The organism is Psychrobacter sp. CX18 (assembly GCF_057396215.1).
This window is the reverse complement of sequence record NZ_JBXYJH010000017.1, coordinates 1-21,214: the sequence shown is the minus strand read 5'-3', so window position 1 is coordinate 21,214 and position 21,214 is coordinate 1. Positions and strand designations below refer to the sequence as shown.

Annotated in this window: 11 protein-coding genes; 5 read left to right on the top strand and 6 right to left on the bottom strand. The window is 42.5% G+C overall.

The window, feature by feature from the left end; genetic code table 11:
* Window positions 1-28: 28 nt before the first annotated feature.
* The 3 genes from AC2SLT_RS12215 to AC2SLT_RS12205 all read right to left on the bottom strand — a co-directional run bounded on the left by AC2SLT_RS12215 (window position 29) and on the right by AC2SLT_RS12205 (window position 12,872).
* The gene (locus AC2SLT_RS12215; RefSeq protein ID WP_486547927.1) at window positions 29-4,009 is read right to left on the bottom strand and encodes an Ig-like domain-containing protein; all 3,981 of its coding nucleotides are present in this window, start codon (window positions 4,007-4,009) and stop codon (window positions 29-31) included.
* Between the two features lie 125 nt (window positions 4,010-4,134).
* The gene (locus AC2SLT_RS12210; protein ID WP_486547926.1) at window positions 4,135-11,889 is read right to left on the bottom strand and encodes an Ig-like domain-containing protein; all 7,755 of its coding nucleotides are present in this window, start codon (window positions 11,887-11,889) and stop codon (window positions 4,135-4,137) included.
* A 41-nt stretch (window positions 11,890-11,930) separates the two neighbouring features.
* A complete protein-coding gene (locus AC2SLT_RS12205) occupies window positions 11,931-12,872 on the bottom strand; it encodes an OmpA family protein (RefSeq protein ID WP_486547925.1) in 942 nt (313 codons plus the stop codon).
* 1,415 nt (window positions 12,873-14,287) lie between these two features.
* Here AC2SLT_RS12205 and ccmA point away from each other — a divergent pair.
* The 5 genes from ccmA (at window position 14,288) to ccmE (ending at window position 18,249) form a co-directional block, all read left to right on the top strand.
* Window positions 14,288-15,115, top strand: a complete 828-nt coding sequence (gene ccmA, locus AC2SLT_RS12200) for a heme ABC exporter ATP-binding protein CcmA (protein ID WP_486547924.1) — start codon at window positions 14,288-14,290, stop codon at window positions 15,113-15,115.
* 47 nt (window positions 15,116-15,162) lie between these two features.
* Complete coding sequence (locus AC2SLT_RS12195) at window positions 15,163-15,873, top strand: heme exporter protein CcmB (protein WP_486547954.1); 711 nt, start codon at window positions 15,163-15,165, stop codon at window positions 15,871-15,873.
* 676 nt (window positions 15,874-16,549) lie between these two features.
* Window positions 16,550-17,338: a heme ABC transporter permease CcmC gene (gene ccmC / locus AC2SLT_RS12190; RefSeq protein WP_486547953.1), complete on the top strand. Its 789-nt coding sequence runs from the start codon at window positions 16,550-16,552 to the stop codon at window positions 17,336-17,338.
* A 69-nt stretch (window positions 17,339-17,407) separates the two neighbouring features.
* The gene (gene ccmD / locus AC2SLT_RS12185) at window positions 17,408-17,620 is read left to right on the top strand and encodes a heme exporter protein CcmD (protein WP_486547923.1); all 213 of its coding nucleotides are present in this window, start codon (window positions 17,408-17,410) and stop codon (window positions 17,618-17,620) included.
* 98 nt (window positions 17,621-17,718) lie between these two features.
* Entirely contained in the window at window positions 17,719-18,249 is a 531-nt protein-coding gene (ccmE, locus tag AC2SLT_RS12180) for a cytochrome c maturation protein CcmE (protein ID WP_486547922.1), read from the top strand.
* A gap of 161 nt (window positions 18,250-18,410) precedes the next feature.
* Here ccmE and AC2SLT_RS12175 read toward each other — a convergent pair whose 3' ends face one another.
* The 3 genes from AC2SLT_RS12175 to AC2SLT_RS12165 form a co-directional block, all read right to left on the bottom strand.
* Window positions 18,411-19,433, bottom strand: a complete 1,023-nt coding sequence (locus AC2SLT_RS12175; RefSeq protein WP_486547921.1) for a UPF0104 family protein — start codon at window positions 19,431-19,433, stop codon at window positions 18,411-18,413.
* Window positions 19,434-19,808: 375 nt separating this feature from the next.
* Window positions 19,809-20,018, bottom strand: coding sequence for a cold-shock protein (locus AC2SLT_RS12170; protein ID WP_296403327.1), 210 nt, complete (start codon window positions 20,016-20,018; stop codon window positions 19,809-19,811).
* A gap of 825 nt (window positions 20,019-20,843) precedes the next feature.
* Entirely contained in the window at window positions 20,844-21,053 is a 210-nt protein-coding gene (locus tag AC2SLT_RS12165; RefSeq protein WP_296403327.1) for a cold-shock protein, read from the bottom strand.
* Window positions 21,054-21,214 lie beyond the last annotated feature (161 nt).

The window sequence follows — 21,214 nt, the reverse complement described above, 5'->3', positions numbered from 1 at the left end:
TCTTTATAAACACGCTAGCTGACTAACTTTAGATAACAACGATACCTTGTTCAATGTATACGTCATGCGAGTTATCAGAAGCGGCTGAATTATGATAAACATCATAATTAATACCATCTACTACTGTACTTGACGCTTTGCTCCAAGTACCATCAGTAGTCGCATCATCAAACTTAGCACGGCTTGCACCATCGCTATTCCAGTTTGTTGAACCAAGATCTACCTTACTTGCACTCGTACCTTGAACATAAAGCGCTCCATCACGATCGGTGTCTTGGAGTAGATCCTCAAATCTTACATCAAGAGCATTACGACCATTTAATTGAATAGTTTCAAAGCCACTGATATCATCAGTCGATACATTAGTTTCATGGTACCAACGATTAATTAAACTATTATCATAGTCATAGGTAAGTACTAAGGTATCATCACCTTCACCACCATTAATAGTACCCATTAATCTACCACCTGAGAATGTGACCGTGTCATCTCCAGTACCCGCATCAATTTGCGAGTGGTGTTTCATGGTGTGAACAGAAAGACTATCGTTACCGTCCCCTAAGTTGACTTTAGAACTATAAATCATTGAGCCTTTAATAGTTACCGAGTCATCACCTGCACCCGTATCTATCAAACTATTATCACCCATATGTCTAACTGTGATGGTGTCAACACCACTACCTGTTAATACTTGGGCTTTATCAGTTATATCGCAGCCAATAGTGACAGAATTAGATCCATCACCAAGATCTATAATACTACTTCCGAGGACATTAGTACCGACCTTGACATTATCATCACCTAGACCGCCAAAGACATAACCGAAGTCATAAGAGGCACAATCACCAAGGTTATGGGTAATAGTTAGATTATTTACATCGCCTGCGGCATCTACAGTGCTGGCTGAAGCTACCTCATTATCCGTCACGTATTCGGTACGACCAGAGCCTAAATCAATAACGCCGCCATCGTCCATCTCACCATACACTGTAACGTTGTCACTACCGCTACCAGTAAAGATACGACCACCGTCGATACCCCATCCAGTAACTTTGCCATTACCATTACCACCGACGACGACGGTATCATCACCGGTTTCTGTAAAGATATAGCTACGTGCTCTGGAGTCTGTTTGGGCGCTATGTAAGTTAGAATCTAATGCACCTTGGACATAGTAAGTATCATTTCCACTACCGAGTGCTGCTACAGTATAAGCGTTTTGGTCTTCACGTATCTGGACAAAATCGTTGCCTGCATAGGTTTCCATTTTCCAAACAACGTCACCGTCCCCACAATCACGCTCAAAGTCGCCATCCCAGCAAGATTTGATTAAGCTGCCATTACTATTAAAGCCATCGTAACCAATATAGATGAAGTCGTTTAAGATACCTGTTTCATAGTTAACATCAGTGCCATACTTACCACCTGATTTACCACGTTGATCTGAAGGACCTTGAGTATCATTCAGGTTGTACCCTAAATGCCATAAGAAGATAGGCGCTGCATCTGGTATAGTCAAGTCAACTAAGGCACTATCCTGAGCCACAGCTGAAGTATTGCCCGCTGCATCAGTAACAGTAGCTGTCACTTCGATTTGTGCACCATCTACAGGTACAATGCTATCATTATAACCATTATCAATAATGTCTTGAGTAATGGTTATCTCTTGATCGTTCACCGTTAATATATTACCTACCTCAGCATCAGGGCCAACTGTAACAGTATAGTTAATGTTACCTTCATCATCGGTTGTATCAGTCGCATTTTCAAGATAACTCACAATACCATCATTATTGGCATCTTCAGTAATTACCACCGTAGGCGCTAAGACATTAGTATCAACACCATAGTCTTTAGTAGCACTGATGGGTGCTGTGTTACCAGCAGGGTCAGTGGCATCAACCACCACATCAAGGGTGGTATCAGGATCTGCGGCTAAATCACTACCTGGTACGTCAATGGTGAAGCTACCATCAGCGGCAACGGTGCCGGTGAAGTTATTACCATTAGCAGTGACGGTAACCGTATCTCCTTCTTTAAACTCACCACTTACCGTACCCGTTACTGGGACATCTTGTTCTGACTCATCAGCATTAATAATGTTGTCATCAGTGATGTCATTTACCGCAATTTGTGCATCTGGTGCCGTTGTATCAACACTATAGTCTTTAGTGGCAGTGATCGTGCCGGTATTACCAGAGTCATCTGTTGCCACAACTTGACCATCAATAGTGGTATCGGTATCCGCCGCTAAATCGCCACCTGGTACGTCAATTGCGAATGTACCATTAGCAGCAACTGTACCGGTGAAGGGTGTGTCATTCACAGTAAGCGTTACTTCATCGCCTTCACTGAATTCACCACCAACGGTACCTGTTACGGTCACTGGCGCATCAGCTTCAGCGGCATTAATAACGTTATCTTCAGTGATGTCATCAATAACCAGTGTTGTGGTTTGATCCGTTGGGCCTTCCGTATCAGCAGCAGGTGCTGTACTGGTCGCATCAGGACCTGGGTTACCAGCGATATCAGTCACGTTAGCAACGACATCAGCACCTGGAGTCACTTCAATATCTTGACCGTTGTCTAGGATGTCTTGAGTAACTGGATAGTCTGTGCCATTGATAGTCAACACATCATCAATCTCAGTACCTGCAGGAACGGTAACCGTTGCTGTCACTGTACCATCTGGACCCACTTCTTCAGCGTTATAGATACCATCCGTACCTGGGTCTTCAAAGCTAATGGCAGGTGCATCTGGTGCCGTTGTATCAACACTATATTCACGATCTGCGGTCGCTGTATTTGAGTTACCCGCAGCATCAGTAGTGGTTACCGATGCAGTAACATTGGTGTCAGCATCAGCCGCTAATGCACTTCCTGGTACAATGATGCTGTAGCTACCATCTACCGCAACCTCGCCTGAATAGACACCATTGTTAATATTAAGGGATACAATATCACCTTCATTGAAATCTCCAGTTACAGTACCAGTTACTGAGATGTCTTCTTGAGATTCATTAAAATTAATCGTATTGTCATCGGTCATATCATCAATAGTAATATCAAGCTCTGGAGGGTTCATACTCGTCGTATAATCACGAGTAGCTTCAGCACTACCTGTATTACCTGCGGCATCTACAGTAGTTACAGTAGCGGATATACTAGAACCACCCTCAAGATCCATACCTTGTACCGGAATACTATAAACTCCAAAGGCATCAACATTACCAGTGTATTCATTGCCGTTAATACTAATGGTAACAGTATCACCTTCGCTGAATTCTCCAGCAACTACGCCTGAAATGTCAATAACACCTTGAGCCTCACTGTCATTAACGACGTCATCGCCTGCTATTACATTAATAGTAATAGTAGGAACTGGAGCATCTAAATCTGCATCTGATACGGGTACATCGGTGGCAGGACCAATATTACCAGCAGCATCAGTAATAGAAGCTATAACTGGTTGTCCGGGTAGAACATCCACCTCAAACCCATTATCAATCATATTTTGAGTGATTTCGTACTCAGTACCATTAACCACTAAAATATCACCAGGTTTGGTAGTTTCAAACTCATTATCTGATGTAGGTAGGTTAATGGTCGCTGTTACCGTACCATCTGGATTGGCGTCTTCAATATTGTACTCACCATTTGGTCCAGACGGATCAGGAAGCTCAATAACTGGCTCTAATGGTGGTGTGGTATCGACATTAAACTTTAAATCAAACCGGTTACCTGGTTCAAGAGTTTCACCATTAAGATAGCCATTAGCTTGTATTCTTATTTGAGCAGGTCCGTTAAAATCAGGTAAAGCTGTCACTGTTCCAGTCCAGCTTTGTCCATTGTCAGTTGTAGCAAAATCATTAACGATTACACCAGTTAGGAGTAAATCATTAATATCAAAGTCTAAAACGATTGTATCAAACACAATCGTTAAAGTTGTTTCGTCATTAGCAGACAGATTGTCATCTGCTAATTCAAATGTTCTAAAACTAGTACTCATCTTTTAAATCCTTTAGTCAATAATTGTTTTGCAATAGTAACTGTACATACTGCAAGTTAAATCTTTAATTAAAGCTCAAAGTTATAAGTTATAACTTCGAGCATGTTCCTGAATACATTTGTTATCTATATAACCTCACCCTGGACATACTCAGTCAATATCTGCGTATTTACATATACTTGATTGTATGAACTATCGAAGAATGCAACGTCATATATCCATTGATTAGGTAATTGATCTATATCATTATTAGCGGCATTAACATCCACTATAGAGAAACCATAACCTTTGATTTCACCATCTCTATAAGAAACATCAAACTCGAAAAGGCCATCTGGGGTTAGTTTAGTAAAATTACCGTCCTCATCGATAAATCCTGCATACTCGATTTCACCCGTAAAGGCATCATCACTAAAGGCAGCACTATCTTGGAACTCATCACCCTTAGGCACTGTATAATTCAGTCCACTTGTATCATCAAGTGAAGCAGTTCCCGTTACTGTGCTACCTTCATTACCAGCAAGATCAGTATTGGTCGCAGTAACTTCCGTATTATCTAACAATCTGTCTTGATTGATGACAACAACGGCTTCGTTTACCCCATCACCATTCAAATCAGTGTTATCAAGTAATATTGCAGATTGAACGACAGATGGGTCGGCAACAGCGTCTTGACCATCAAACGTAAGCCAGTTCCAATTCCCATCCTCTCCTCTAGCAATTACAGCCTCATGTGGTGTACCAATCAGACCTGTCTCAGGGTTATAGGTCTCATCCGTATAGGTGAAGGTCATTAAGTCAGTATCCTCATCAGTACTAGATTCAATGCGTACTTGTCCCTGACGCTCCACTCGTAAATAAACTCCGTCTTCATCCCTTACAAGAGTGTTTGTTGTACGTGGTATTACGACAGCGTCAGGTGCGGTTAGGTCAACTAATGCGGTATCTGTAACTTCAACTCTGTTACCAGCAGGATCTGTCAAGGTGGCCTTAAATGTAAGCTCTGTACCATCAGCCGGTATCTCAGGTTGAACAGTCACTGTATCGCCTGCATTAGCATTTGTACCTACTATGTAAGTCTCAAGCGTATTACCTGCTTGGTCAGTAATGGTAAGCTCGTCTCCTACTTCTGCAGTATCCGGAATAACAACATCAACAGTAAGTTGCGTTTTGCCTGCAAGCTCTTCTATGTTGAGATACTCATCATTATTCGCATCATCTACTATGTTGATGGTTGGCGCATCTACCGTAGTATCAATCACGGCACTGTCCGAAGCTTGAGATGAGTTACCTGTGGCATCAGTCAATGTGGCAGTAACTTCTATGGTCTCATTCTCGGCCGGTACTGGGACTTGTATGGTGACTGTACCTCCACGTAAAACGGTATCACCAACTTCATAAGTATAGCTAGTACCTAAATAGTCGGTAACTGTTAAGACGTCTCCGATTTGCGCATCTGATGGCACAGCTATCTCAACGTCTAGCTCAGTCTGACCATTTAACTCCTGAGCATTGATAACGCCATCGTCTGGATCGCTGTCCGAAATAATAGTAACTGTTGGACGATATGATAACCCATTCGCTACTTCATACTCTTTAGTAGCAGTGACAGGACCGGTATTGCCTGCGGGATCAGTCGCATCAACCACTACATCAATAGTAGTATCAGGATCCGCTGCTAAATCACTACCTGGTACGTCTACGCTAAAGCTGCCATCTGGGTTGACAGTTGTGGTAAATGGTTTGTCATTGACGGTAACAGTAACTTTGTCACCTTCTTCAAATTCACCGGTTATAGTGCCGGTTACAGGGATGTCTTGACCCGCTTCGGTGGCGTTTAGAATGTTGTCATCAGTGATGTCATCAATTGCCACTTTCGTTTCGGGGTCCGTCGGTGGTTGAGTATCCACTTTTGCACTGTCTGTGCCTGGGGCACTATCATTGCCTGCTGGGTCTGTCAGAACAGCTGTTACTTCTAAGGTGTCGCCATTAGCAGGTACTGCGGCGGTGACGGTAACGGTGCTACCAACATCGGCGCCGGTAGTGCTTCCTACGGTGTATTCACCAAGCTTATTACCTGCTTGGTCTGTGATGATCAGTACGTCACCTTCTTCGGCATCGGCTGGTACGACAACCTCTACTGATACTTCTGTTTTACCCTCAAGCTCTTCGGTATTTAAGAAGCCGTCGTCGTCTGCGTCATCAACGATGGTGACAGTCGGTGCTGTGGCTGGAGCTGTGGTGTCAACAACGGCACTGTCTGAGCCTTCAGCTGTGTTACCAGCTGCATCGGTTAACACTGCGGTAACGGTTAGGGTCTCACCTTCAGCAGGAACTTGCGGTTGTACTGTGACACTGCCGCCTACTATGATGTTGGTGCCAACTGTGAAGGTGTCTAGGTCATTACCGGCTTGGTCGGTGACAATAACGGTATCACCAATCTGAACAGTGTCTGGTACGCTAACGGTTACTTCAACTGTGTCGGCATTACCTAGCTCTTCTGCATTTAAGAAGCCGTTGTTGTCTGCGTCGTCAGTAATGACAACGGTTGGCGCATTCTCTGATTCAATAGAAGTCGCTACTTCATACTCTTTAGTGGCAGTGACAGGACCGGTATTGCCTGCGGGATCAGTCGCATCAACCACTACATCAATAGTGGTGTCAGGATCCTCTGCTAGGTCTGAACCTGGGACGTCTACGCTAAAGCTACCATCTGGGTTGACAGTTGTGGTAAACGGTTTGTCATTGACGGTAACAGTAACTTCGTCACCTTCTTCAAATTCACCAGTTACAGTGCCGGTTACAGGGATGTCTTGACCCGCTTCGGTGTTGTTTAGAGTGTTGTCATCAGTGATGTCATCAATGGCCACTTGCGTTTCGGGGTCCGTCGGCGGTGTGGTGTCCACTTTTGCACTGTCTGTGCCTGGGGCACTGTCATTGCCTGCTGGGTCTGTCAGAACAGCTGTTACTTCTAAGGTCTCACCTTCAGCTGGCACTGGCGCTTGTACAGTGATGGTGCTACCAGCATCGACGCCGGCAGTGCTGCCTACGATGTATTCGTCAAACTCATTACCTGCTTGGTCGGTGATGGTCAGTACGTCGCCTTCTTCAGCATCGGCTGGGACGACAACCTCTACTGATACTTCTGTTTTACCCTCAAGCTCTTCGGTATTTAAGAAGCCGTCGTCGTCTGCGTCATCAACGATGGTGACAGTCGGTGCTGTGGCTGGAGCTGTGGTGTCAACAACGGCACTGTCTGAGCCTTCAGCTGTGTTACCAGCTGCATCGGTTAACACTGCGGTAACGGTTAGGGTCTCACCTTCAGCAGGAACTTGCGGTTGTACTGTGACACTGCCGCCTACTATGATGTTGGTGCCAACTGTGAAGGTGTCTAGGTCATTACCGGCTTGGTCGGTGACAATAACGGTATCACCAATCTGAACAGTGTCTGGTACGCTAACGGTTACTTCAACTGTGTCGGCATTACCTAGCTCTTCTGCATTTAAGAAGCCGTTGTTGTCTGCGTCGTCAGTAATGACAACGGTTGGCGCATCAGGGTTGTTGGTGCTTATTGCAAGCGTTTCACTCGCTGTATTCGACTGGTTACCAGCAGGATCTTTGACATAGGCTTGTGCGTCAATTTCTGTAGTGTCAGTTGTTATCGCTGCGTCAACTTCGACGTATTGGTTATCAAGCGCTTCTTGAGTAACGACGATTTGTTGTTCTTCGCCGTTAATAGTGAGTACAACGGTATCCTCTAGGTCAGTGTTCACTGGTAAGCTTACTCGAACTGGGGTACTGTCAGGGCTATCACCATTTTCTTCGACGTTTAGGAAGCCATCACCACTAGTGTCTTCTGGGAAGGTAATGATTGGTGCACCGTTTTCAGTGGTATCATCATCATCATCATTGTCTGTATCTCCATCGCCATCTACGTCGCCAGGTACACTGATATCCACTTCTAGTGTATTTTCAGCAGTATTAGAGGTGTTGCCCGCAGGATCTTCGACGTAGGCTTCAACGTCAATATCGTCTACGCTACCGTCTTCGTTTTTGGAGATTGGGGCGTCAAGGGTTACATAGCCATTAGCAATATCAACGACGCTGACGGGTATGCTTTGTTCGTCGCCATTAATGGTAACTACGACGGTGTCACCCGCTTGGGTGCCTGCAGGTGTACTGACACGTACGGGGGTAGTGTCAGTTGTGTCGCCATTTTCTTCGGCGTTTAAAGTGCCGTCACCGCTGGTATCTTCAGGGAAACTGATAATTGGCGCACCGTTCTCGGTGGTGGTGTCGTCATCGTCGTCGTCAGTGTCACCATCGCCATCTACGTCGCCTGGGATGCTGATGTCGACTGCTAAAGTATTCGTAGCTGTACTTGAGGTGTTGCCTGACGGATCTTTGACGTAGGCTTCAACGTCGATATCGTCTACACTTCCATCGTCATTTTTGCTAATCGGAGCGTCTACGACAACATAGCCGTTGGTGATGTCGTCTTCGGTGACAATCACGTCTTGTTCGTCGCCATTGATTGTAACAACGACAGTGTCTCCGGTATCAGTGTTGACTGGGGTTGTGATGCGGACAGGCGTGGTGTCTTTGCTGTCGCCATTTTCTTGGGCGTTTAAGACACCGTCACCATTAGTGTCTTCTGGGAAGCTGATAATTGGTGCACCTTCGATAGTAGTGGTATCATCAGTCGGATTACCTTCTGCATCTGTATTGTCAGTATCATCAGGGTCTCCTTTACTTGGATCACTAGGATCTGTCGCACTACCATCGCCATCGACATCGCCTGGCACTAGTAGATCTGTAGGTGCAGTATCACTGCCTGAACCGATCTGTTGACCTTCTGCGTTTTTAACGATAGCGTTAACGGTAGTATCGCCTTGTTCAACTGGTGTGACAGGAACAGTAGTGCCAGTTTCAAGAATCTCTTCAGTGAGTGTAATGGTTGTGGGTTCACCGTTAGGCCCTACTATCTCAAGGATGTCACCCGGCATATAGCCACTATCTTCTGGGAAAGTGATGCTGACAGGTACCTGATCATTATCATCTAGGTCATCTGGATTAACAAATTCATCGTCCCCAGTGATGATTTCAACGATAGGCCCATTAACAGGATCACGTGACGCGACAGATTCTGCAGTTGAGGTGTTCCCTGCTTCATCGCTGTTCTCAGCACGTATAGGTGAGCCGTCTTTGATGGCATCATAGTGAATGTCAACGGTACCGGTTTCAGGATCTACGGTAACGCCTTGGGGTAGTTCGGTGCCATCTTTAGGTCCCCATGTGCCATTGTCGTCTTTTTCTAGTTCGATGGTGTTGTCTTCACCTTCTTCGTCGGTGTAGTTTATGGTTAAGTCGACGGCATCTGTTTGGGCAGGTTCAACGATAACTGAGCCATCATCTTGCGCTAAGATAGTTGGTGCTGGCGGTGGGGTTAGGTCTTCAATGTCATTACCTGCTGTGGTTTGTGAGCTCGCCACGCCACCGTCGTTGCTGTTCTCGGCATCAACGGATGAACCATCTTTGACGCTGTCTGGACTTAGAGTGACTTTACCAGTCTCGGGATCTAGGGTAACGCCTTCTGGTATAGTGACGCCTTCAGCAGGCGCCCAGGTGCCGTCTTCGCCTTTTTCTATAGTGATCTCTTGCGGTTGATCATCCTCGTCGGTAAAAGTGAGCGTCGCTTCATCTGCTTCATCTGCTGGTGTCATGTCTACTGACCCATCGTCATTAGCCTCTAAAACTGGAGCATTAGGTGCGATGGGACCTTCTAGATCATTACCAGCAGTGGTCTGAGAGGTTGCACTGCCGTTGTCATTGCTGTTTTCAGCAGTCACTGGTGATCCGTCTTTAACGCTATCGGGATCTAAGGTAACTTGTCCTGTTTGAGGATCCAAAGTGACACCTTCTGGGACGGTTGTTCCTTCTGGTACTATCCATGTGCCATTCTCACCTTTTTCTATGGTGATCTCTTGTGGTTGATCGTTTTCATCTGTGTAGGTAAGCGTCGCTTCGTCTGCTTCGTCAGCAGGGGTCATCTCAATACCACCATCTGATGTGGCCACTAACTCTGGTGCTTGAGGTCCTAGTTCTTCTGGTGTGGTGTCATTACCGCCAACGGTGATCTCGCTATCTGAGCTATTACCAGCTTCGTCACTATTCTCGGCAGCAACGATGGTGTCATCTTTAATATTGTCGCCTGGTATGGAGGTTTGTCCTGTTTGTGGGTCAATAACTACGCCATCAGGAACGGTGCTGCCATCGACAGGACCCCAGGTGCCATCTTCGCCTTTTTCAATCTCAATGACTACTTCTTCACCGGTGTCTTCATCTTGGTAAGTAACCTGTGCGTCAACTGCATCTTCTGCAGGTGTCATTTGTGCTCCGCCACCTTCGGTTTCTACTAAGTCTGGTGAGTTTGGTGGGGTGGTGTCTTCTATGTCATTACCGGCTGTGGTTTCTGAGCTCGATGTGCCACCATCATTGCTGTTTTCAGCAGTCACTGGTGATCCGTCTTTAACGCTATCAGGATCTAAGGTAACTTGTCCTGTTTGAGGATCCAAAGTGACACCTTCTGGGACGGTTGTTCCTTCTGGTACTGTCCATGTGCCATCCTCACCTATTTCAATGGTGATCTCTTGTGGTTGATCGTTTTCATCTGTATAGGTAAGCGTCGCTTCGTCCGCTTCGTCTGCTGGTGTCATTTGTATGCCACCATCAGGGGTAGCAATTAATTCAGGTGATGCTGGGGGGTTTTGGTCTACTAAGTCATTACCGGCAACAGTGGTCGCTGAAGATTTATTGCCGCCTTCGTCAGCGTTCTCAGCTTTTACAGTTGTGCCGTCTTTGACACTATCAGGACTTAAGGTGACTTTACCAGTTTCGGGATCTACTGTAACGCCATCTGGTAGTTCGGTGCCGTCTTTAGGTCCCCAGGTGCCGTCTTCACCTTTTGTGACTTCTACGGTTTGTGGTTCATCGTTTTCATCAGTGTATTCAACTATCATCTCGATAGCGTCTTCACCGGGTTCTGCAGTCACAGAACCGTCTTCATTGGCAATGAGATCAGGAGTGCCTGGAGCGGTGGTGTCACCAATAACCGTGGCGGTATCTATGATGTCGTCACCTTCTTTAGATATGACTTCATATTCTTCACCGTTTTCAAGGACGATGTCGGTTTCTACTTCAAAGCTGCCATCAGGATCGGTTGTGGTACTACCAATGATATTACCGTCTTTATCTACTACAGTAATACTGCTATTAGGTTCAGCTGTACCTGTGATGATAGTGCTATCAGGTATTCCATCATCGTCCTTTTGTTGGTTCTCTTGACTTTCGATGACAATCGGTGCTTTGGGTGCAGGACTATCGTCGTCGTCATCAGCTAGGGCAATGCCTAAGGCGGCTAATCCTGCAAGTCCTACTAACCAAGGTAGCCAGGCTATGCCACCGTCATCTGCTGCGCCCACCCAATAAGGGGTTGGTTGTGCATTACCGCCTAAGGCTTGTCCTTCACTGTCACCTGCGGCCAGTTCTGTGACAAAGTCTTCTACTTCACCGGTATCTGGTACATAGTAGTAGTAGCTGCCATCTTCTGCTAGTCCTATGAGCGCACTTTCAGCCTCGTCATAATAACCTTCTATTATAAGGTCGCTGTCTTGGCCGGTTTCTTCTATGGATACGTGTAAGTCTTTACCGACACGTTTGGTGATGATGTGATCTGGTGCTCGGCCCGTCGAGGTGTCGATAAGTTCATAGTTTACTTTGTTTGTGGCTTTGATGACGGTTGGTTGTCCGTCTTTGGTGACAACTTGATGTTCGGCTATGCTTTGTACGGCATCATTTACTTTTACAATTATCGTTTTCATTTTGTATTCCTTGGATTCGCTTTTTATTTTTGAGTGTGTCTTTATTCTTCAGTAGCACTTACGGTGGCAACGACGCGGCGGTTGTTGTAACGACCTGCGGATGTGGCGTTGCTTTCTACTGGTCTGCTTTCTCCGTAGCCTACTGTGCTTAATCGGTTTGGTGCGATGCCATACTTAGTAACCAATTCTTTTTTAACGGCTTCAGCGCGACGTTTTGATAAGTCCATGTTGTAGCTGTTTGTTCCGATACTGTCGGTGTGACCTTCAATGACGGTGCTGGTGTCTGGATATTTCTTCATATAGTCTGCAACCGCTTCGATGCGGGGGTTGAATACAGGCTGAATGACGGCTTTGTCAAATTCAAACAATACTTTTAGGTTTATTGGTTCGTCTATTTCAATGACAATCGGCGGCTCAGGCTCAACTATCTCTGGACAGTCGCGAACTACGCGGCTGATTTGATGGGTTTGTTCGCTTTGGGTGCTTAGTATTTGCTGCGCGGCGCTTTCTTCAAGCTTGCTTAACGTCGGTGTGCCTGTGGCGTCATCAATGTCAATGTATATGTAGTAGTTTTCTTGGGGGGTGAATTCAACGAGATGACTAAAGGCGTTGGTGAGATCGTTTGTTTTAAGTCCGGTTGGTGCGACACTGATGTTGTGTTGTCCACTGCAGTAACGTATTTGTGAGTAGTGCCCTGGTTGTAGACTGACTTGGAATCGGCCGTCAATGGCGATATTGGCACTGGTTTGTAGTCCGTCGTTGTCTAGGGGACGTACAAAGATGAGGTTGGTTTCATTTGCCGCTAGTTCACTGGCATTCATGGGTTGAAAAGCGGTGTCACCCGTTTTGTGCCAGCCTATATGGTCTACTTGACGCATGCTGTCTTCTGCTGTTGCTGTGTACCCTATTCCAAACATAATCGCCCATAGGGAGGTGACTAGGCTACAGGTCCGAAGATGTCTTTTGGCTTGAATGTATTTCATTGGTGTCATCCTTAGTTGTGTTTAATCTCTATACGTAAAAGTGTTATGGGTTGTTTTAATTGTTTTATTTACTAATTAGTTAAAATTAAGTTTAAAATTGAGAAATATTTATGAAAGGTAATATGTTAATTAGGAATAGTTTTGTTAAATTATAAAATACAATCTAAATAGTTGATTTATCTAACTTAATTTAAGTTATTAAGTCCAATAGCATTTTGCTATTAACTATATTAAATCTTTCAATTTAGTGAGTATTAAATTAAAATCTGTTACAGTAATGAATATCGCATTTAAAACAGAACTTTATACTTTCTTAAAAAATTTAATATATTTAACAATATATATTTACTACTCATGTGAAGAATACCAATTCGGTATTATCTTCAAAAGAATCAATATTTCATTAGATTCATAAATGTCATTAAAGAATTAAAAAATTTAGCTCTTAGTATTAACAAACCTACATTTCGTTTGGGTCTTAAAACATATTATTGACTAAAGCTTTGTTTTACTATGCTTTATCTATAAAAACATACGTTTTTTACTAGAAATAAAAATCAATAAAAAATTAAATTAAGTTATATTAAAGTCATTATAGTTAAATTGATTTAACAATCAATCAAATTATAAAAAATATTGATTTTTAAATAAAAATATATATTTTAACCCATAATGAAGATAATTTAATAAATAGACTGTTTTATGCTTTGAAAATATTATACACTGTTAAAAGTATATTGGATAATATAATTAAGATATACTATAATAAAATTTAATAAATATTCAAAAATATTCATATCGAATACCAAATTTTATAAAATATTTACAAAAGTAAGTATTTATACACAAAAAAAGGGCTGTATATCTAATGATATACAGCCCTTTTTGAGTATTACTTAACTATGAATCACTTAACTATCAATAATATAATATGCTTTATAACTGATGCACTTGAGTTGTTATAAAGAAGTCTGCTTTCTTTCAGAAAAGTAGTGTCCTCTAACACCGTGATTAATTCAAAATGTTCGCATAAGAATTAATGAGATCTAATGTCGCCATCCTTATTATCAATTTCAATGCACCCAAGCATCATATCGTAGTTTAACTGTGCGGCTAAGGTTAGTCCTGACTTGTAGGTGTGACTTAGGTAGATGAATGGTCAATACACCATAAAGGTTAATAGATGAAGGTTAATCATTGCCAAAAAGAAATTTTTTACGTGAGCTCATATTAGGCACAATAGGGTAAGTAGTTATGGGACTAGGTTTGCTATACTATGCTATATTTACCGCCCCAGGTTGATAAATAATTTAGGGACTGTTGCACATTCCAATAGGTCGATACTGGCCGTTATATTTAACAAATACCCTAAAACAAAAAATCCAATCAACATACCGTTTGAAACTTAGGTCATCATGCCACACAACACAAGTTCCTCAGTTTACCCTACCTTAGAAAGCCAATTCTCCATATTGGCTTTAGATAATTTTACTGTACAGCGCGGTGACTTTCCACTGTGTGTTGACGTCAAGCTCTTTCTTAATCAGGGTGACATTTGCCATCTCATTGGCGCAAATGGTACTGGCAAAACCACTCTATTAATGCAATTAGCAGGTCTATTACCTTTAATGGAAGGCGACGTGCTTTACTACGGTCAATCTAATTTACCACTAGCCCCATTATACGTCTCTCATCAACTCGGTATTCATCCAAATTTAACCGTTAAACAAAACCTAACCTTTTTATTAAACCTGTATGGTATTCATCCGACACAAGAACAGATTGAGGCAGCATTGGATTGGGTTGATTTATCGGGGTTTGAAGACATTGGCAGCAATCAGCTTTCAGCAGGACAAACACGGCGCATAACCTTAGCGAGACTTTATCTTATGAGTGCAGAGCAAACACCGCTCTGGCTACTTGATGAGCCATTTACAGCACTTGATGTCAATATGGTTGCCAGACTTCAACAAAGACTGACTGACTTTGTTAATAAGGGTGGCGCTGTACTGATGACCAGTCATCAAAAGGTGAATGTAGCCAATAAAGTGCTTAACTTATCAGACTTCATACCTGGTGTTATGACTGACTTATCAACACAATCCATAGCAAACGCTGATGACGAATCTGAATCTGCATTTGATCGTCGTTTTGTTACTGATACTGGTGCATCTGTTGACTGTAATTTAAGTTCTAATATCAGCTCTAACATCAGTTCTAATAAAAGTGAAGGAGAGCTTTAGTGTCATTGCATTCTTCGCCTTCATCTTCTGCTGATGCGCATACTAAGATGCCTCGTCAAGAGATTCCTCATCAAGAGACTGCTATTAAGGGTATTGGTACCCGACAACTTTGGCACCGTGAATGGCAGGTCAAGCAACAAGGGGCAATACAGTGGCTCTATCCATTAGTATTATTTTTAGTCATTATTACTCTATTTCCACTTGCTGTTGGCAGTGAGCCACAATTATTGCATCGATTAGGGGTGCCTGCGGTATGGATTGCTGCTTTATTGTCATTAGTAATGGGGGTTGATGACCTATTCAAACCAGCAATGGATAACGGTACACTAGCACAGTTAATTGTGTCTAGGACCTCCCTCCCTATATGGGTATTGGTGCGTCTCACCATTCACTGGATATTTAGTAGTGGGTTGGTCGCTATATTAAGCCTACTTGCCATTCCATTATTTGGTTTGTCATGGGGGGAGGCCACTGCCCTACTGGCCTCTATAATACTAGGTAGCCCTCTTTTATTAATGCTGTCAGCTATTGCCAGTAGCCTAACATTATCTCTCAAAAACGGCGCTGTTTTGGTGCCTTTAATCGCACTGCCTATGCAGCTTCCTGTTTTAATATTTGCCACAGGAGCCGTTGATTTGTATGCGACAGGACTAAATGGCTTACCTATCCTAGCCTTACTTGCCGCTGGAAGCATCTTTTCAGTGATCATCATGCCATGGGTAATAGCCATGACTTTAAAGATGGCATGGCTTAATTAGGACGTGTGGAACATTCGCAAATTAGCACTGCTGATAGCTAAAATCGTTCCAGACTAGGCGCAAACTGACGCTAATGCCCGAAGCGTATTGGACCTTGGCTAGGTTTGTAACAACGTCTGGGGCGATTTTAGTATCAGCCCTGAGAACGGATTAAGCAAAGCACTGCTTTGGCCGTTCGCAAGATGAGAGCTATGATCGAGTGAGGGCGGGACTCTTTTTTTGCCAATATATGGCGAAATTTTATAACTTAGAATGACTAAGCGTCAAAAATTTCACTGCAAATTGACTAAAAAATAGTCTCCGCCAGTGCCATGGTCGAATGTTCCACACGCCCTAAGGTTAATATTTGCTATAATAGTACTGCTTATCTTTAGGCTCTGTTGAACTTTCAATAGGTAAGCATCAAAATGGTGTGAATTTTAAGTTTATTTAAAACCAAACCTAGAGATTAACTCTAAAAATCAACCAGTCGAGGCAGGCAGGTACAAACGCAATAAATCGAACGCAACAAATCAAACGCTGCAAATAGTAGGTTTAATGAGCCTGACTTAATCTAACTAGGATAGGCAAGTTTATAGAAAAGGTATCACTCTCAAAACGTATGAATACCTGTTTAAGCGTTTTATATGCTTAAACTATGACTTACTAGAACTCTGGCTTACAAGGTCATTTTATGATGCCAAATGCTAATCCCTCTTCTAACACTCAAGGGTTTTTCTCACGACTATGGCAAGGCTTTTTAGCCACTGTGGGTACTCGTGAGTTTTTTCGTATTTTTTCCCCTTGGGTAAAGTGGCTAGCAGGCCTGGCTATCATTATGCTATCAATAGGTAGTATCTGGGGCTTAGGGTTTGCGCCGCCTGACTACTTACAGGGTAATAGTTATCGTATTATCTTTATCCATGTTCCGACAGCGAGTATTGCGCTATCCATTTACTTTGCAATGGCAGTACTGGGTGTGATTTTTTTGGTATGGCGTATAAAAACAGCAAATTTAGTCGCTCAAGCTATCGCGCCTATTGGGTTTATGCTGTGCGTACTTAGCTTGATAACTGGATCTATATGGGCCAAACCTACCTGGGGGACCTTTTGGGTATGGGATGCGCGCCTAACTTCTATGCTGATTTTGGCTTTTTTGTATGCAGGTGTTATGGCGTTGTTTGCCGCATTTGAACATACTCCAAATCGCGGGAAAGCGGCAGCCATCTTATCTGTCGTCGGTGCTGTAAACCTACCCATCATTAAATACTCGGTGAACTGGTGGAATACCCTACACCAAGGATCCACTTTAACCATTACTGAAGCCCCAAAAATGTCTTTAGATATGTTAGCGCCATTACTACTCATGATACTAGGGGCTTATTTTTTAGTCGCCGCGTTGGCCATTTATCGTACTAATACCTTAATACTGCGTCGAGATCAAAATAAAGCCTGGGTCAAAGAGTATGTCCGCTCATCGAAATAATATAAAGGCTTAACGGTTTAGTATTTAACGATAATTCCACTCTTATAATCCCATTTAAAGGAGCGCAAAATGCACCCTTATTTCAATAGCTTGCAAGAATTTTTGACAATGGGTAAGCATGGTCCGTATGTATGGTCTAGTTGGGGTATTACTCTGATAGTTGTCTTAGCTTTTATTCTATATAGCCTAAATCAGCGTCATCGGTTAATCAAAGAGCTTAAAATTCAACAGGCAAGACAACAACAACGAAAACCTAGTCATCCAGCGTCTCGTCCTCGCTGAGCAGCACCCCTTCTTCTACATTTTCTTCTACATTTAAATACGCCACTTATGGGTTAATAAGCCACGATCACCCTGTGAATTAAATTAAAGGCAATCATATGAATGCTGTCCGTCGAAAAAAACTTATTTGGGTCGCAGCTACCCTGGCAGGTGCTATCATCGCAGTCATACTTGTGATTTATGCCATTGGCCAGCAGACCGACTATTACTTTGATCCATCAGCCATTGCAGCCGGTGAAGCTCCGCAAGATAAACGTATTCGTGCCGGTGGCATGGTGGTAAAAGACAGTGTGAAACGTGACCCGAACAATGAGCTTAACGTTCAGTTTGCCATCACCGACTTTAATGCCACAGTACCCGTCAGTTATCAAGGCATCCTTCCTGACTTATTTGCAGAAAACTCAGGTGTCGTCGCGACGGGTAAAATGCAAGGAGAGGTGTTTGTGGCCAGTGAAGTGCTTGCTAAGCATGATGAAAACTATATGCCACCAGAAGTGGCTAGATCTTTGAAAGAAGAGCATGTTGCTAAAGGCGTCTCACCTGATTCTGAACAGTTCACACCTGCTATCCCATTAGAAGAGTCAATGGTTGGTGGCAACCACAAAACTCAAACTCTAGTAGAAGATTAATAAAGACTTAAAGCAACTTAACAGTAAGGTCGATAATCTTAAGGTTAGCCATCACTTATTATTCTGTTGTTCGAACTCGTGCTTGTATTGCAGTGATGGCCATTGTAATACTTGCACTAGGCTATCTTATTTAGCTACTAATCAAGCTTTTTTATGGGCTTTTATGCGTTACGTTCATGAAACCAACGCAACCAAACTTCGTGAGCCAAAAAGAAAAATATCGCCAAAAAGAAAGGTATTAGATAATAAAGTATCCTAAACACCAATAATATGGCCAATATATACGCCTTATCAACTTGTGGCAATGAGGCCATCATTGTTAGTTCAAAGACTCCCAAGCCACCCGGTACATGGCTTAAGATTGCTAATATCATAGACTGTACAAAGGCTGAGAATACAGTGAAATAGCCCACTCCAGCACCTTGAGGCAATAGCAAATAAAGCACAAAAGCGACACTTGCTAGGTCAATAATTGAGATAAGTATTTGCTTAATCAGTATGATTGCAGGTGGTAAGTCAAAGCGCCAACCTTTAATTCGAACGTGCTTACCTTCGCGACCTGACCAGACGATCAATCCAATAACTAACACCAACAAGCCCAGACCAATACCACGTATCAATGCGACACTACGCAGCAGATCTGGGATATCTAGGGATAAGTTGGCGAGTTGGCTGTCTAGTTGCCCTATCATCGTGACTGTCGCCTGAGGATTTAGGGTTAAAGACAGGGCGACTAAAGTAGTAATACCAAACGTAAATGCCATAGATACTAACCATACTACGTTGGCAATATTCTCAGGTCGTATATTATTGACGCCATACATACGAAAGCGGACACCAGATGCGGATAATATAGCCAATCCTATGGTATGACCGATAGCGTATGCCGTAAATGAGGTAAATGCTACTTTCTTAAAAGGTAGCTTAATATCCATATGTCTTAATGCAATCGTGTCATATAAAGTGAGAATTAAGTAACCTAGAGCAACAACAATGAATGCCAAAAATATTTTAGTATTAGGGATCTGTTCAAGAGCGGCAAATACTTCTGAGAGCTGAATAGTTTGGGTAATGGTATATAGCGTTTTAATGGCCAACACAAAAACGACCAGCGCCAAAAAGGTCAGCGTGCCGCGTAATAAAATAACTTTGGGTTTTAAAACTTTTTTTAAGTTAATAGACATATAAATACTTAGCAACACACTATCAATACACAGGTTTTTATCGACGTTTTATTATAGCTCTATTATAGGTCATATAATAACAGCCTATTCTATCAGTTTGTGTGTTTATGCAAAAAGTAAGCAAAAATCGGGGGGTTTAAATTAGCAATAAAGAGAGCTTTAACTAAAATAGATTCAATTAAAATGGCCTTGATAAAATATGAGCGATAAAAAGATATTTTCTTAAAAGGCATAAAGCTTATTAAAGAGCTCATAAAAGATCACAGCTGCCCATAAAAAGTAGCAACCAAAAAAAACGAGCCAAAGGCTCGTTTTTTATTGTATGAATCTATTGTCAGTTAATACTCATTGAATGAGTGGTCGCTGACTAATACATTATACTGCAGTGATACCGTGGGCTTGTGGGCCTTTAGCACCTTGAGTTACTGTGAACTCAACTTCTTGACCTTCCGCTAAGGTTTTGAAACCTGAGCTTGCGATTTCGCTGTAATGAGCAAAAACGTCTGGACCAGTTTCTGGAGCGATAAAGCCAAAACCTTTAGCTTCGTTAAACCACTTTACGGTACCTTTGATAGTATCTGACATATTATAATCCTAATTTTAAACATAATGACCAATTTGGTCGGGTAAAGCTTTGAGCTACTGAACGGTAAATCTTAAAACGAAGGATTATAACTATCTGGTAATGGCTATAACTTAAACTACGTGGTAATGATTTGCTGCAGGACTTCTCTTAAGCAGGAGCACAGTATATGTCTAACCCACCCCTTATGCAAGCTTTATTTTAAAATAAATTAAATATTTTCTCTTTTATAATTAATTATTTTAAATATAACTGGCTGAGCCTTTACTAGCATTGACGTGAACAACAGTCTTGAAAACCAATCAATCTATAAACGATCAGTCGTGACTATAATGACTTGCAGCTATTATTCTTAGTATTGCTTATTATTAACGTTGCTTGTTATACCAGACCTAGAAATTAACCTATCACGGAAGTCAATTCCAAACACAACAAATCAAACCTTACAAATAGCACGTTCAGTGAGTCTGACTAATATAAGTTGTGTTATAGAAAAGGTATTAGTTAATTAGAGCCTATTAGGAAGAAGAACCCACTATTGGCTGAGAACAAACTATTAAATTAAGCCCTATCTATAATATAAAGCGCACTAAATAACATCCAAATGCTTTAAAACGCTAGATATCGCTATTTATGTCAGTCCTATATCTGAGAATCCTAAAAGAGTTATCACCTGACCAAACGACAAAATAGCAATCCATTTATTTTTAAGCCAATAAATAGGCAATAAAGTAGCAACCAAAAAAAACGAGCCAAAGGCTCGTTTTTTATTGTATGAATCTATTGTCAGTTAATACTCATTGAATGAGTAGTCACTGACTAATACATTATACTGCGGTAATACCGTGGGCTTGTGGGCCTTTAGCACCTTGAGTTACTGTGAACTCAACTTCTTGGCCTTCCGCTAAGGTTTTGAAACCTGAGCTTGCGATTTCGCTGTAATGAGCAAAAACGTCTGGACCAGTTTCTGGAGCGATAAAGCCAAAACCTTTAGCTTCGTTAAACCACTTTACGGTACCTTTGATAGTATCTGACATATTATAATCCTAATTTTAAACATAATGACCAATTTGGTCGGGTAAAGCTTTGAGCTACTGAACGGTAAATCTTAAAACGAAGGATTATAACTATCTGGTAATGGCTATAACTTAAACTACGTGGTAATGATTTGCTGCAGGACTTCTCTTAAGCAGGAGCA

What these genes read in the sequence shown, in the direction of transcription:
- ccmC (WP_486547953.1), top strand. Translation starts at nt 16,550, where the DNA reads ATGCCAAATGCTAATCCCTCTTCTAACACTCAAGGGTTTTTCTCACGA.
- ccmD (WP_486547923.1), top strand. Translation starts at nt 17,408, where the DNA reads ATGCACCCTTATTTCAATAGCTTGCAAGAATTTTTGACAATGGGTAAG.
- AC2SLT_RS12210 (WP_486547926.1), bottom strand. Translation starts at nt 11,889, where the DNA reads ATGAAAACGATAATTGTAAAAGTAAATGATGCCGTACAAAGCATAGCC.
- AC2SLT_RS12215 (WP_486547927.1), bottom strand. Translation starts at nt 4,009, where the DNA reads ATGAGTACTAGTTTTAGAACATTTGAATTAGCAGATGACAATCTGTCT.
- AC2SLT_RS12205 (WP_486547925.1), bottom strand. Translation starts at nt 12,872, where the DNA reads ATGAAATACATTCAAGCCAAAAGACATCTTCGGACCTGTAGCCTAGTC.
- AC2SLT_RS12170 (WP_296403327.1), bottom strand. Translation starts at nt 20,018, where the DNA reads ATGTCAGATACTATCAAAGGTACCGTAAAGTGGTTTAACGAAGCTAAA.
- AC2SLT_RS12195 (WP_486547954.1), top strand. Translation starts at nt 15,163, where the DNA reads ATGCCTCGTCAAGAGATTCCTCATCAAGAGACTGCTATTAAGGGTATT.
- ccmA (WP_486547924.1), top strand. Translation starts at nt 14,288, where the DNA reads ATGCCACACAACACAAGTTCCTCAGTTTACCCTACCTTAGAAAGCCAA.
- AC2SLT_RS12165 (WP_296403327.1), bottom strand. Translation starts at nt 21,053, where the DNA reads ATGTCAGATACTATCAAAGGTACCGTAAAGTGGTTTAACGAAGCTAAA.
- ccmE (WP_486547922.1), top strand. Translation starts at nt 17,719, where the DNA reads ATGAATGCTGTCCGTCGAAAAAAACTTATTTGGGTCGCAGCTACCCTG.
- AC2SLT_RS12175 (WP_486547921.1), bottom strand. Translation starts at nt 19,433, where the DNA reads ATGTCTATTAACTTAAAAAAAGTTTTAAAACCCAAAGTTATTTTATTA.